This is a genomic window from Chryseobacterium gregarium DSM 19109, assembly GCF_000430845.1.
GTDB classification, from domain to species: domain Bacteria; phylum Bacteroidota; class Bacteroidia; order Flavobacteriales; family Weeksellaceae; genus Chryseobacterium; species Chryseobacterium gregarium.
This window is the reverse complement of record NZ_AUMU01000023.1, coordinates 1-15,606: the sequence shown is the minus strand read 5'-3', so window position 1 is coordinate 15,606 and position 15,606 is coordinate 1. Positions and strand designations below refer to the sequence as shown.

10 protein-coding genes are annotated in these 15,606 nt (G+C 37.2%); all 10 read right to left on the bottom strand.

Features of this window, described 5'->3' with window-relative positions; genetic code table 11:
- Window positions 1-146: 146 nt before the first annotated feature.
- The 10 genes from H561_RS0119075 to H561_RS0119025 all read right to left on the bottom strand — a co-directional run bounded on the left by H561_RS0119075 (window position 147) and on the right by H561_RS0119025 (window position 15,445).
- Window positions 147-1,412 carry a hypothetical protein gene (locus H561_RS0119075; RefSeq protein WP_027388444.1) on the bottom strand — a complete coding sequence of 422 codons (1,266 nt, stop codon included), beginning with the start codon at window positions 1,410-1,412 and terminating at the stop codon, window positions 147-149.
- Between the two features lie 50 nt (window positions 1,413-1,462).
- Complete coding sequence (locus H561_RS0119070; RefSeq protein ID WP_081411699.1) at window positions 1,463-2,413, bottom strand: glycosyltransferase family 2 protein; 951 nt, start codon at window positions 2,411-2,413, stop codon at window positions 1,463-1,465.
- Window positions 2,406-3,917: an oligosaccharide flippase family protein gene (locus tag H561_RS0119065; protein WP_027388442.1), complete on the bottom strand. Its 1,512-nt coding sequence runs from the start codon at window positions 3,915-3,917 to the stop codon at window positions 2,406-2,408. The genes H561_RS0119070 and H561_RS0119065 overlap by 8 nt, the downstream gene beginning before the upstream one ends.
- On the bottom strand, window positions 3,917-4,417 hold the full coding sequence (locus H561_RS0119060; protein ID WP_155845861.1) for a GNAT family N-acetyltransferase: 501 nt from the start codon (window positions 4,415-4,417) through the stop codon (window positions 3,917-3,919). The genes H561_RS0119065 and H561_RS0119060 overlap by 1 nt, the downstream gene beginning before the upstream one ends.
- The gene (locus tag H561_RS0119055) at window positions 4,408-5,478 is read right to left on the bottom strand and encodes a DegT/DnrJ/EryC1/StrS family aminotransferase (protein ID WP_027388440.1); all 1,071 of its coding nucleotides are present in this window, start codon (window positions 5,476-5,478) and stop codon (window positions 4,408-4,410) included. The genes H561_RS0119060 and H561_RS0119055 overlap by 10 nt, the downstream gene beginning before the upstream one ends.
- A 1-nt stretch (window position 5,479) precedes the next feature.
- Window positions 5,480-6,568, bottom strand: coding sequence for a DegT/DnrJ/EryC1/StrS family aminotransferase (locus H561_RS0119050; RefSeq protein WP_027388439.1), 1,089 nt, complete (start codon window positions 6,566-6,568; stop codon window positions 5,480-5,482).
- A 357-nt stretch (window positions 6,569-6,925) separates the two neighbouring features.
- Window positions 6,926-8,263: a nucleotide sugar dehydrogenase gene (locus H561_RS0119040; protein ID WP_027388438.1), complete on the bottom strand. Its 1,338-nt coding sequence runs from the start codon at window positions 8,261-8,263 to the stop codon at window positions 6,926-6,928.
- Between the two features lie 52 nt (window positions 8,264-8,315).
- On the bottom strand, window positions 8,316-10,661 hold the full coding sequence (locus H561_RS0119035) for a GumC family protein (protein ID WP_027388437.1): 2,346 nt from the start codon (window positions 10,659-10,661) through the stop codon (window positions 8,316-8,318).
- Between the two features lie 8 nt (window positions 10,662-10,669).
- Window positions 10,670-11,377: a polysaccharide biosynthesis/export family protein gene (locus tag H561_RS0119030; RefSeq protein ID WP_228372307.1), complete on the bottom strand. Its 708-nt coding sequence runs from the start codon at window positions 11,375-11,377 to the stop codon at window positions 10,670-10,672.
- A 1,065-nt stretch (window positions 11,378-12,442) separates the two neighbouring features.
- Window positions 12,443-15,445, bottom strand: coding sequence for a LamG-like jellyroll fold domain-containing protein (locus tag H561_RS0119025; RefSeq protein WP_027388435.1), 3,003 nt, complete (start codon window positions 15,443-15,445; stop codon window positions 12,443-12,445).
- Window positions 15,446-15,606 lie beyond the last annotated feature (161 nt).

The window sequence follows — 15,606 nt, the reverse complement described above, 5'->3', positions numbered from 1 at the left end:
TAATCCTATTCAGTATTACCCAGTTCTTTGCAATTTTAAAAAGCAACCATTTAGGGTAAACTATTAGTATATTTCTTAAAAAACTCAATAAAGAATATAATACCGGTAAATTATGCAGTGATTTTTTAAGTCTATCTCTCATTTTATCATTCTTTTATTTGAATTTTATTAGTATCGCGTTTAAGTTTAATGAATAATTTTTTATTATTTACATCCTGCCATGAATGATGGGTATATTTAGATAAGAATAACAAAAAAACAAAACCTGCTCTATATGATAAAACTAAGGTTGAACTTACCACCCATAACAAAATAAGAAAAAACAGTCTGTATTTGGGAGCAGTATTCTTATATATCAATATATAAAATAAAATGAAAGTAATTAAAAAAAGAAAACCATACCTATAAAATAAATCTCCCCATTCGGAATCAAATTGAATAGCCGAACTACCATCATTACTGAAGTTTCCGAATAGTATTTGAATAAAGCCCGTATTATTAGACAGATAGTCAATAAAAATTTGAATTTTCATAAATAGACTTTTATCCACACCTTCGTCAAAATCTAAAAATCTCATCGTCTTCGAAAGTTCACCAACCGACAATATAAAGACGGTGGTTAGCAAAATAATAGCAACTATCAATAAGTTTTTATAAATCCTGCCCTTACTTGCCACTCTTTTATATATATACCATAAAATCATCAAAGCCATAATTAGAAACCCGGTTCTGCTTCCTGTAGAAATAATGGCTAAAAAACAAATAATTAAAAACGGCAATATAGATTTGAACTTTTTGTTATAATTTTCACACAGAAAAATGGCTAATAAAATAGTCAGATATCTGGCACATTGATTTGGGTTTAAGAACAATCCTCCTAATCTAAAACTTCTATTAGTTAGTGACATATCAACCCCATTAGCAATTAAATAGTCTGATTGGTAATAATATGCATCCCCTTCATAAGGGTAAGTGTTATTGAAAAATGAAATCACAGATCCTATTCCCAACATATAAGATATTTGGGAAATAAAAATAAAAATTAATCCGAAGTACAGATATATATTAGGAATTTGGACATTTTTAACAAATGGGAAAAAAAATATAAGTTCAAATATTACAAGGTTTCGTAATAATCCTTTTATATCTAATTGATCTGAATTTTTTGCAGCAAATATCATTAACGATAAAAGCATAAGGAAGATCAAAATAAATTTTGTAGAATTATAAATACTATTAAGCGTTGAATAACGTAGTCCCAGAATTAGAATTACCACCGGTACCAGAAAATAAAAAAAACTACCGTTAGGCATAAAAAGGCCGAACATTAAAGACATACCTATAATATGCTGATCTGTAAAGCTCTTTTTATTTTTGTTTATACTATTGTTATAAATTCGAAGCTGATTCATTTATTTAGTTTCTATATTTATTTATATATAGGTAACCTTGCTATTATGATTTAATGAAACTTACAATATATTCTGGGAAATGACCTAAATAAAATTGCTTTAAACTGGACTTTCCATTTACATAATTTCAGGAAATTATATAACATTTTAAAATGAGTTCGGTATTCACTCAACAGTCGATTAAACGTAATGTAATCCTTTTCTTTATAATAAAAACAACTGATGATAATTGTTTCATTGATAAGCGTAGGTAATACGTAATGAAGTGACTTTTTTCTTGATATTACTATTTCGAATAAAAGTTTTCGGAGATTCTCCAATTGCTTAACCTTCTTAATATCATATTGTGAACGGCTGACACTCTGCTCCCTAATTAATATATGATAAAATTTATTTTTAATTAAAAGCATGGTTTCAGCCTTCATAAAAACTTGTAAGCTAATCAACACATCTATACCTACATTCTGACGTAATAATTTTATATCATTAAATAGTTCTCTTTTCATTATTTTAAGCCCTATGCTGGGATGAGGAATTTTTGTATAATAATAATTCTCCACATTCACATTGCCCTTTATATACTCATCATTGAAACTAACGCTAGAAAGAATAACATCTTTGTCATTAAATGATTGGTATCCAAACTGGATAATATCTACGTTTTTATTATTATTTATTTGCTGTAATAATATTTCGTACGTATTGAGCTCTATAAAGTCATCCCCGTCAACAAATGAAATATAATCACCTTTCATAATTTCAAGGGCATCCATATATGCTCCGCCAATGCCTTCGTTTAATTTATCTATAATAATAATTCTATCGTCAGACTGAGCATATCTTTTCATTATATTCAGAGATTCATCTACTGAACCATCATTAACGATTATAATCTCCAAATTTTTATAACTTTGGTTTACAATACTATCCAAACATCTTTCAAGATATGGCTGCATATTATATACCGGGATAATAACTGAAAATAATAACTCCTTACTCATTCTTCTTTCTATTATTGGGTTTAAGCTTGTTGGTGACCAAAGCAATAATGCTTATATTAAAATATTTTTGTGATATAACGAGAGAAAACAAAACAGATGCTAATAATAAACAGGATCCGATTGAATATTTTAATAAACTATTTTCTATTAAAGAAATAAATGTACTGCTGATAACAAAAAAAAGTATCGTTGATGCAAGCTTTATAAAAAAAATATTAAAACGTATATTATAGAGCTTATATACCACCACTGTCATCATAAAAAAATGAATAAACCCCATTACTGCATTTGCTATTCCTACCCCTATTAATCCATAGAATTTATATAGAAGAATAGTTACCAGCGTTTGGATAAACCGATAAATGACAGAGAGAATAATAAATATTTTAGTTTCAAATTTTGCAACTAAAATCATATCTACCTGATTGGAACAAATCGTAATCAGAGTTCCAAAAATTCCAATCTTTACGTAATTAATAATGGGTGTAAATTCTTTTGAAAAGAGAATCTCGACAATGAACGGTAATAAAAATATAAACATTACCATCAACGGACCCGTTAGAATTAAACTTACCGCCGATTGTTTATTCAATTCGTCCTGAAGTTTATGATTGTCTGTGTTAATTGCTGCAATTCTCGGATAATAGTCTGTCGATAATGATGTGATAATTATTCCAAAATACCCAACCATAATCGTTGTACCCGCATTATAATATCCCAATTCTTTTATACCGCCGACCGATCGTATATATACAGAGATAATTAAAACGACAATCGTTGTTAAAAATGAAATCAACATTAACGACATGCCCATTTTAACCATGGGAAATGCTTCAAAAAATACCTCTTTCAGTGATAATTGATGTCGTTGGTATTTAATCTTCTGAACAAAATAATTAGAAAATAAAAGAGCAGTAAATGATGCAATGATCAATGAAGGTACAATTCCTGACTTTCCAAAAAAATAATATAAAGGTGCAGATACTAATAATCCTACTGCGGCACCCAGCATACTTGCTTTAGCCAGTTCACGTAGTTTTCGCATTCCTTTCAATATCGCTAACTGCCCATCTGTATAAATACCAAAACTAACGGCCAATGCCAAAAGGATAAAAGATAAAGTGTATGTCATATCCCCCATGGTATATCTACTGATCAATGGGGAAAAAATAACAGTTACAGTTAAGCCTACGACTCCGGTTATCAATAAAACTTTATTTGTTACTGATATTGTTTTAGAAAATTTTTCATCATTTTTAGCCGCGTTTGCCTCTGAAATATCTTTAACTGCACTTTGTGATATTCCTAATCCGGCTCCGATTTTCAGCATATTAACCGTATTGCTGAAAATCCCAATTATACCCATTCCTTCAGCCCCCAACAGAGTGGCAACAATCTTATTAGATATAACTTTTGTAAGTATATTGAACAACTGAACAAAACCAAACAAAAATGTGGTTTTAAAAATTCCTTTATATTGCGAAGAAGAAGAATTGTCTTCCATTAAAAACTTTTGTTTAATGTAATTATATTAGATTTAATAATTTCTGTAGTCAATATATTACAGGATTGACTTAACCCCTGAATTTTTAACTGCCCAGTGAATTTTATCCAATTATTTTTCTCGTAAAACGAGACCAATTCATCTTTACATAATAAAATACCTAAAGAATTTTTTTGCCTGATAAATGCTGATACGATCTGGACAATAAAAAATCCATATTTTTTGTTCAAGTAATTGGTATCCACACAAACACTTCCTATCCCTAATCCATCATGTTCAATATCATCTTCAATCTGATATTTAATGTTTACCAACGTTGTATATGCAATTAAATGATCTCTATCAAAAATACATACATGTATATCGTCATCTGATAAATTATCATTGAACCATCTTATCTGTTCTAAAACAGGATAATCCCAATGCTGCTTTTTCAGAGTACATATTTCGTACAATAGAACTTCTGAACATTCCGAATGTGTAATAAACTTTATTTCCATTGAATATTTTCTTTTTGCACCCACCATCCTGAGGGTACTGCAACAAAATGATTACTGAAATAGTCAACACCCGGCAAAATCATCTTACTCTCTCCGAACACACTATAAATATTATTATTAATATGAACACCGGAAGCATAAAAACCTTTGCTTCTGATATTTTTTATCATTTCCACTTTATCATCTGCTAAAAGTCCGAATACCCAAAAATTAGGGTTTGAATTATGAGTTTCAATAAGTTTTAAAGATGGGTCTGAAAAATACTGTTGCCACGCTTCTGCATTATCCCGCTGCTTTGATAATAAAACATCAACATTCAGCATTTGCTGAGTGCCTATGTAAGTATTGATTTCCATAGGGGTAGCACTATGCCCTACCAATGTGATGTCACATTTCGAACTGATTTCTCCTAATTCATCCCTAAAACGTGTGCGGTCGATACCTGCATCTCTTATCAGTTTACTTTTTTCAAAAAGTTGCGAATCTTTAAAAATTACGGCTCCGCCATCCAAAGTGTTAGGAATTCTTACCGGATTAAAAGAAAAAATGGTGACATCAGATCCCACATTTCCAATTTTTTTTCCTTTATATTCACTTCCGAATGCTTCAATTCCATCATCAATCACCGGAATACCGAATTCATTTCCAATAGCATTAATTTCATCAATATGCCCGGGATATCCACAGTAATGATTATGAATAATTGCTTTGGGTCCGACTGACATTAAACTTCTGACGCTGTCCGGACATAGAGTACCGGTCATTGGATCTACATCTGCCCACTGCACTTTAATCCCTATTGATAAAAGAGGCTGTGTTGAGGCAAGGCATGCCATCGGAGAAGCAATAACAGTATCGCCTGCTTTAACATCCAAAGTAGTCAGCGCTACTAAAATAGCCATATTGAATGTATTGGTGACTATTATCTTGTCTGTGCCAAAATAATGCGAAAGCTGTGCTTCAAATGCTCTTCCGTATTTACCGTAAGCAAGCTGCCCGCTCTGTAATATTTCATTAACCAAGGGGGTTTCAGGCATGAACGGCTTATATAATGGGATCATATTACCAGCCTTTTTTTATTGTTTCAACAATATGTTCACGATCTTCCTCAGACAGCCACCAGCCACAAGGAATATGTACCATTTTTGTATAAAATTCATCCAATCCAGGCAGATTTCTTTTAGATTCTTTGAAAATGGAATGCAGATCATTTCTATAATGCAGCGGACTTGCGGAAATACCATGGGCTTCCATATGCTTAATGAAATCTTCTCTCCTTTCCACTTTTATCGTATAGAGCCAATAGGACGGTTCTGTATCTTCAGAATATTTTATAAGGTTTACATCTTTTAAACCCTGTAATTTTTCGTCAAAGAATTTACCATTACTAATATACTTACCTACTACAGATTTTATGTGATTCATTTGCACTAAACCAATGGTAGCATTTACATTGTTCATGGCATATTTATAACCGGTCTCAACAATGTCATTTTCCAATCTGCTTTTTCCTTTATCTAATCCAAACCATCTCATTCTTCTGGCTCTTGGCATCTGATCCGGCTTATTAAACGTAAGAAATCCCCCATCGACAGTAGTCATATGTTTTATGGCCTGCAATGAAAAAATGGTGTACTGAGAATTGCTTCCAACCATCTTACCGTTAAATTTACTGCCTAATGCATGGGCAGCATCTTCAATAATGGGTATATTATATTCTAAGCTGATTTTATTGAATTCATTCATATCACATACCATACCTGCATAATGAACCAAAATAATTGCTTTTGTTTTCTCTGTAATCATCGATTTAACAGACTCCGGAGACAATAATCCTGTATTAGGATCAACATCACCCCAAATAACTTTTCCGCCAACCATAGAAATTGCAACATTCGTAGGCTCTGCTGTCATTGGTGTACTGATTACTTCATCCCCTTGTCCTACACCGGCAAGCAATAAGGCTATATGCAATGCATCTGTGCCGGAGTGGAGAGCCAAAACATTTAAGTTATCCACATACTTCCCAAATGAAGCTTCAAAATCATAAACAGGCTGACCTTCTGCAATATATCCCGAATACAGAATCTTTTCTAGTTCAGGTAACAATTCTTCTCTGGGTGGTAAAAAAGGTTTTACTAATGGTATCATTTAATTGGTATAATATTATGATGGAATTATATTTTTTTACTCTTCTATAACATTCTTAATGCTGGTCATATTAAAATAAATGAGTTTCGGATTATAATCTGTACGTGTAACCACAACAAAATAATCATTCTTATATGCATCATTTTTGTCAAGAATGAGTCTGGAAATTAAGGGTTTTGTAATGTAAAAACTCACTAATTTCTTCATCTTCAATGGGAAATTTTTGCATTTAGCATTTCACTGTTTTTTGCAATTATATCCAAAGCCACTACTTCATTGTATTGCTATAAAAACAGCATTTAATAGACATACGTATTCTGTACCTACTAAGGCTATTTTCATTTTTTTGATCATCATTTATAAACGATTATCAGATTCTTTTAATATTCCTTTTACATCATACACTACACCTCCGTCTTTTAGATATTTTTTTAAATCTAAATCTGCAAATTCATGATGAGCTACTGTCAATATAATAGCATCAAATTCACCTTCAATTTTGTGAACAGAATTAATAGAGCGGATTCCGTATTCATGTTCTACCTCATCAGGATTTGCCCATGGGTCGTAAGTGGTCACTTCAAAAGAATAGTCTTCCAGGCTCTTGATCACATCAGCAGCCTTGGTATTTCGTACATCCGGACAGTTTTCTTTAAACGTAATTCCAAGGTTGAGGATTTTAGCGCCGTTGATATTGACCCCTTTTTTGATCATTGTTTTTACCACCTGTGAGGCAACAAAAGCCCCCATGGAATCATTTAACCTTCTTGCCGTAAGTATAAGCTCCGAATAATAACCCACATCCTGCGCTTTCTGTGCCAGGTAAAAAGGATCTACTCCGATACAGTGTCCACCTACCAATCCGGGTTTAAACGGTAAAAAGTTCCATTTTGTACCTGCTGCTTCGAGCACGGCATGGGTATCGATATCCAGTAAATTAAAAATCTTTGCCAGTTCGTTCACAAACGCGATATTGATGTCACGCTGTGAGTTTTCAATCACTTTGGATGCTTCAGCCACTTTAATGGTTGGTGCCAGATGGGTACCGGCTTCTATGACGGATTTGTATAAATCATCTACCACTTTTCCTATTTCAGGAGTGGAACCTGCTGTCACTTTTAAGATCTTTTCTACTGTACGCTCTTTATCTCCCGGATTAATCCTTTCCGGTGAGTATCCTGCAAAAAAATCTTCATTAAATTTTAATCCCGATACTTTTTCCAGCATCGGAATGCATTCTTCTTCTGTAACTCCCGGATATACCGTAGATTCATAAATAACGATATCCCCTTTTTTCAGTACCTTACCGACAGTTTCCGATGCTTTGTATAAAGGCGTAAGATCGGGACGGTTATGTTTATCTACCGGAGTGGGTACGGTCACAATATAAATATTGGCTTCTTTAATATCTTCAAGATTTGAAGAACAGTACAGGCCTTTATTATTCAATGCATTCCCCTCCGCTGAAGACTGATCGGAAAAAGACGAATTTAACAATGGATTGGTCTTGACCAAAACATCCTGAAGTATCTGATCTTCGACTTCCAGGGTTGAATCTTTGCCGTTGTTCAGCTCGTTGATCCTTTTCTGATTGATGTCAAATCCAGCCACCGGATATTTTGTTGCAAATAAGCGTGCTAAAGGCAGGCCTACATAACCTAACCCTACTATACCGATCTTAGTTTGTGTATTCATATAATATACTGTATTTGCTGAATTCGTTAAAAATTTCAAACTTTATAATTAATTATTTATTAAATATTTTCTGCCACCATTTTTTATCTTTATCGTTACTGTAGCCATATCCATAACCATAATTATATCCGTATCCATAACCACCGGCATTTTTGGAAACATCATTGATTACAAAGGATACATTAGACAGTTTGGCTTCCCTCACCAGCTCATTGGCATAATCAACCAGGAGATTTTTTGACACGCCTGATCTTACCACATACAAAGTCGCATCAGCTACGTCCGCAATGCTCAGCGTATCGGAAACCAAAAGAAGCGGAGCGGAATCTATAATAATATAGGCATATTCCGAAGACATCTGTTCGATAAGCGTCTGATACCGGCCGTTGGAAAGCAGCTCCTGAGGATTCGGAGGTATACTTCCTGCATAGATCACATCACAATAAGGATTGGTATACGTTGTGTGAATAAGATCTTCTATATTGACCGATTCATCATATAAATATTCTGTCAGTCCTTTTCTTTTGGTAGGCTCACTGTCATACCGCTGAATCTGCGGGTTTCTGATATCCGAACCTATCAACAGCCCCTTATTGGCTTTATTTGCTAAGGTAAGGGCCAGATTTACGGATACCAGGGTTTTTCCTTCCCCTTTCACCGAAGAGGTGACCAATACTATTTTAGCCGAATTCTTTGTCGGAAGCACAAATTTGAGGTTGGAAACCAACACCCTGAAGGATTCAGCCAGTTCCGAGAAATCATTTTTCTGCACCAGGTGATTGTCATTATCCTTTAATGCAGGGATGTCTGCCAATACGCCCAAAGAAGAACGGTCTTTAATATCATTCCTGCTGTAAATTTTATCATCCAGCATAAAAAATAAATACAGGATAGCAAATGGAAATAATATTCCTAAAATCAATGCTGCTACAATAATTAAATTTCTCTTAGGTGATACGGGGAAATCAGAGGTAAAGGCAGGATTTACAATTTTAGCTTTTGGGACATTCACCGACAGATTGATTGCATTTTCTTCCCGTTTCTGTAAAAGAAAAAGGAAAAGCTGTTCTTTCAGGGTCTGCTGGCGCTCTATGCCACGGTATATTTTAGACTGCCCAGGAACTTTCTCTATTGCCCCGTTATTTAAGGAAATATCTGAGTTCAATTGACTAATTGACGCCTGTACCGTTGCTCTTTGTTCACTGATATTATCCCGTATGATTTCTTTGAGGGAGCTGATCTCCTTATTCATCTCTACCACGGCCGGGTTTTCATTAGTGGCCTGCTTCAACGTTTTATTCCTGCTGATCAGGAGCTCATTATACTTGGATATGGCTCCCTCAAGTGAAAGGTTAAGCCCGAGATTCGAAGGCATCAGCTGGCTGTTTCCGCCTTTTGAAGCTTCTGACGCCAGGGAGTTTAAAAGGTCAAGCTGGGTTTGCTGCTGAAGAAGCGCCTTGGTATTTTCACTTGTGTTCTGAAGGGCCAGCTGGGCCTGGGCCTGAAGGTCAACAATACGGTTCCGGTTCTGGAAATCCTCTTTTTCATTTTCCACCCCGGAAAGGTCTCTGGTAATTACTTCCAGTCTTCTATCAATGAATTCCTGGGTATTCTGTGCCTGCAGGTTTTTATCTTTAAGACCGTCCAGGTTATACTGCCGTGTTATTTCGTTAAGAATGGCTTCTGACTTTTCAGGAACACTCCCTACCATACTAATATCCATAAGCATTGCCTTAGGATCAGGCAGTTCTACTTTGATATTCTGTTCCAGTTTTTTTACCCTTTCTATAGGGTTCCAGAAAACAATCTTATATTTAGACTTAAATGGTATCCCGGGATTCTTCTTTAATATTACCGTACCAAAATCTAATTGCAAAGGCATATTAAAAGTCCCTTTTATATTCCCTTTTTTTTCGTGCCAAAGCGTAAATTGGTTACTACTGACATCCTTTACAGTATATTCAGCAGAGACAAATTTCTTATCGGTTTTACGGTAATCAATAATTTTCCCGGTGATCGGTAAATTGGAGAATAATTCAGTATCTTTAATTTCACCTTCGCTGAAGTACTGTACATTAAGGTTAAGGTTTTTAACAACCTGTGTAAGAATAGGCCTTGAAGTTACGACAGCGACTTCACTTTTCAGTTCGTCCGCATTTCCGAGACCGATTCCCAGGTTATCAAGATCTGCCAGCGCAGAGGTAAGGCCTGTCTGTTTTTTATCGAATTTAAGATTTGTTTGTGACTGATAAAGGGGAACAGAATACCTGAGATAGATAGAAGCTCCGATCATAAAAAGTAAAACGGACACAACAAACCACGGCCATTTACGTATATATTTTCCAATAATTTTTTTTAAATCCAAATCATTATTTTCCTGTAATTCTATCTGCTGCATATTTTCAATTATCGCGTTAGAGAAATAATAAGTGTTGCTACCCCCAATGCAGATGCAAGGATCTGGAAAGTAAGGGCCCGGTTGGGATTGGAGTTAGCCTGGATCTGCTTGTTCATATCCGGCTGTACATAGAGTACATCATTCTGCTTCATATAATAATACGGTGAGTTGACAATATCAGACCTGGACATATCCAGATTGATCACCTGCTCGGCACCGTCGTCCCCGGTGCGGATCAGCTTCACATTTTTACGGTCTCCGAAGTCGGTCATATCCCCTGCCAGGCTCAGCGCCTGAAAGATATTGAGTTTCTGAGATACACTTTCTTTCTGTCCCGGGACTTTTACTTCTCCTAAAATACTGACATTAAAATTCTTAAGGGTAATAGTTACCATAGGTTCGGTAAGGTATCTTTTCAAACGGGATTCAATGTCCTGCTTCAGCTGTACCTGGGTCATGCCTTTGGCATATATATCTCCTAATACCGGAAAATTGATGTACCCGTCAGCATTGACCAGATACTCGCTGGGCTGTACATATTGGGTTATTCCACTGGGAGATTCACTTCCTACCCGGTTGGCAGTATTAAGGTTAAAAGGTTTTACCGCAGCTTCGTCAAGCGCGGAAACCAGAATCAGGAGAACATCCCCCTCCTGGATATGAAGCCCGTTGAACCGGGCCTGAGCAAGCTCCTGTTCCATATTATGCTCCGACATATATACCATATGCTGCTTGGGTTTGCATGATAATAAGATGACTGACAAAATTATTAGGTACGTAATAATAGTTTTATTCATATGTTTTTTAATCTCCTAAAGTTAAAGCTTTTTAATACCACAAGAGTGCATTATGTATATTTTCCATCGTATTATTATAAATTTGAATCAGTATGGAACACATCTTGTAATATATTATTTTTAAAGGTCAGTTCTGGGTGTAGCAAATTTCATTCCGATTTATAATAAACATCCATAAATAATAATCTGATGCTATCCGGTTTTGTCAAAATATTTTGTTATGATTGGCTTTATTGGAAGGATTTTCCTCGGATCCTTTATCCGGGATTTTGATGTAAGCTGACTGTAATAATCTATAATCAAAGGAATTATTAATACAATATTTGTAAAGGTACTGCTTCCTATTTTTTATCCTTACAACAGCAATAATTTAAATCATTTTTATTTTAAGCTGCTTTTTATGACTGATATAAAAGTAAACAGGAAAAGAAATTAATGAAACACCGATAAAAAAACAGCCGTTCAGGCATATTGTCTTAACCCTTTGATTCTAAAAACATTCCCCGGCTACAGCCAGACCTGAAAAATCCTATTCTTTTTTATTCATTATTTAATGGCACTTTTGGGGCAAATATACCAATTATTATCAAGAGTTTTCAACCTTCTACCATAATTTATATCAGACTAAACGATTATACAAGGCACCGTTGTTTGCCTGGAAATCCAGGGATGTATAAGTCATTTACTATCATATACGATAGATCAACAGTTATGGTTTCAATAAAAATTTTATGACTCATCCCGCAGCTTCAGAAAGTAAGATCCTTATTCCCGAACCGTTAAATGCTACGGGATATCTCTTTTCATTAAAGCTTTCTGATACGCTATGCTTCACTTCATGATCGGGGGTGTCGCGCGCGCACTCTTATATAGCCGCCAGTTCGGGTAATGATTCGGAATAAAACAGGAAATCCTTCCAAAAACTGAAAGGATTTCCTTTTGAAATATGAATGAATGAGTGGTGTCCTTATTATATTATAGGGTTTACTGAACAACAATTTTAAAATTACTGTTCAACCGGTCTCCTGAAACATTCAGGATGTAATTTCCTGACGCTTTTCTGCCGGCCATATTCAGGTTGAAAGTTCTGTTTCCGTCAGCATTCAGCTTTTCCCTGACAATCACTTTTCCGGACATATCCATCACAGTCGCTGTTAAGCTGGATTTTTTATATTCAGGAAGCTTGATGAAAATCTGGTCTTTTACAGGATTCGGATATATAGTTCCTGCATTTTTGCTGATGCTCAATTCCGCATTCCCCAATACGGCCTGGTTGTAAAGAGCCGATATTTCCGTTGGTGACAATGCATAGTTGTACATTTTCAGTTCGTCAAATGCACCCTTGTATGGTGCCGGCGTATTGACGGCTGACAAAAATTCCAGCTCACCGATATTTCCGATGATCAGATCACTGGCTTCACCGATTCCGGTAACCGCCGTTTCGTCACCTTCAGAGCTTAACACCCCGTTGGTGTAGATTCTCATTTTATGCGTTGTCACATCTCTCTGGATTACCACATGTACCCAGTTATTGGTAAAATAGTTGGCAATTGGCGAAGTGATTTCTTTTTTGGTCACATCATCATCAATGGCAAACCGTAGCTGGCCTCCTTTAACTTCTACATTAAAACGTTTGCCCGTGGCTCCTGTCGTGGTGTTTTTTGTGAAAGAACCTTTACACAACACATATAAGCTGGTCGCCGAAGATGACGGAATCATACTCTGCGGGGCTTTCATCCAATACGAAACGGTAAAAGAATGGGTATTGAATAAAATCTGGTCCTGATGCGGAATACTCACGATGTACGGTGTATTCGGCGAAGTGGACAGATCCAGGGCATTGTTTTCTTTTCCGGCTACCCTTATGTTGGCATTGTCGTAGGCCACATTTAAAGTTCCGTTGTTGGCATATGATGTTACATCGGCAATCTGTTCACCTGATAAAGGCGCTTCTGCAAACGGCCAGTTCCCGACAAGGCTTGGCGTCAGGGCCCGGAAACTCCAGACATCTCCCGTTACGGAACCGAGCGCATTGGAAGCATCAATCCTCCAGTAATAGTTGGTTGCCGTATTTAAATTGTTCACCTGATAAGACGGCGTGGCAGAATAAGGTACCGTAGCCACATTCGTTAAGTTCTGGGGACTTGTCCCGAAATAAACCGAATAGGCTGTGGTGTTGGCACTGCCGTTCCATTTTAAAATAAAACTGCCGCTGTTCAGCTGGACTTCATTAAATCCATTGGCCGGAACCGGATTTGTCGGTTTTACAGGAGCAGACGGAACCGGCGGTGTCGTTACGGATACGCTTGATGTATAGACCGAAGAATCTGTAGCGTTGGTTGCTTTCACCCTGTAATAATATGGGGTGTTCGGGGTTAATCCTGTTTCATTATAGCTTGTTGTATTCGCTGGCAATGTGGCAATAACCGTAAAAGCGGTTCCGTTAGCGGAACGCTCCAGGACATAATGGGTTTCATTAGTTGCATTGTCATTCCAGTTCACCGTTAAAGAACTGGCCGCCGGGCTTCCTGCGGTCAATGCATTCGTGAAATTCAGATTCGTTGGCGGAATAATAAAATCCGGGGCAACGGTATTCGGCAGACTGTTGATGTATACTTCAATATTCAGATACGGAGCCTGGGTTGTGCTTACGGCCAAGGCATCAGCAACATTGGGATTCAGCCCGTTGGCGGTTTCCCATGCATCCGGCATCCCGTCATTATCGGTATCCAGGGGAGCCGGCGCACCATAGATATGCCCTGCCCCGCCGTTGGTAAACCCGAACTGGGTGGTTAAATCAGTCTGTACATACACATAGGTAGCGGTTGTTCCTTTCGACATTAAATCTGAAACCATCAGGTTGTCCACCTGGTCGCGTCTCGGATAGGATGCTCCCACGCCTGTGACAATATTATCGTAGGCAGATTGGGCCGTCAGTGTTGTATTTTTCATCGGATAGTCATACGGAGACGACATAATGGATGCCGCATCTCCTACAGGATATCCGGTTAGATTCTGAGGAACCAAAGCCCCGTCTAAGGCCCCGTTTTTATTATTGTCGAAATAATTTCCGGAACCGTATAAATTGAAATTAGAATTTCCTACGCTGAAAGGCGTGGTCGTGGCAGGGTTCGTATTCGGTCCACCGATGAAATAATTATTGATGATATTGGCAAACGATGCTCCCGCAGAATCTCCGCCCATAATATACGCTTCCCCGGACTGCGTGTGGCCGTATGTATTTCCGTAATTCCCCCAGTTATACACCACATTGTTCACAAACTCGTTGATCCCTTTGATCTTATTATTACGGGTTTTGTTGCAGATGTATAAATTCCCGATCAGGCTGATCTTTCCACCAGACGGCGGCTGCATTAACCCTCCTGCGGAGTGATTGTGGCGGTGCATTCCCTGTCCGATAATTGAATTCTGGATGGTGATGTTATCAGGGCTCGTCCCGTTGCTGTCCCAGTTCACCGAAAATACTTCGTCAGTTCCCCAGGTAAACGTCATGTGGTCCAGAATGATATTGGCGCCGTTGGCAATTCCTGAAGCATCCTGATTTTGAGATGTTCCGCCGTAACGGATCCGCATAAATCTTGCAATGGTATTGTTGGCTCCGGTAAAGGATACCCTCGGCCCCAGAAACAGGATGCCTTCTCCGGGAGCGGTCTGTCCGGCAATGGTCGTATTGGCAGCCACCGCAACAACGGATTGTAAATTAACAATCCCTCCCACCTTAAAGATCACAAACCGGCCCGGCTGGCTCACCGCATCACGGAATGAGCCCGGTCCGCTGTCATTAAGATTCGTAACCAAATAGATCTGAGGATTGGCAGCCCCTCTGGCGCCTGTCGTATACCGTCCAAAACCGGTAGCTTCCGGAAAGGCCAGTGTCTGAGCATCCAAACCAATGGTGGAGAAGGTCAATCCACAAAGCAATAGCGATTTAAAGGTCTGCTTAAACAGTAAAGATCTGTCTTTCATATATATTAATTTTGTGTTAACCAATCTACCCACAAACACAAATACTGGCATCCTGTTGCATCCTGCCGATGTTTCTATATTAATGAAATATGAGAAATTATATGCCGTCAGTTCGAGTATTTTCGAAGCAAAGCGCAGAAAAATGTATCGAGAACCGGTGA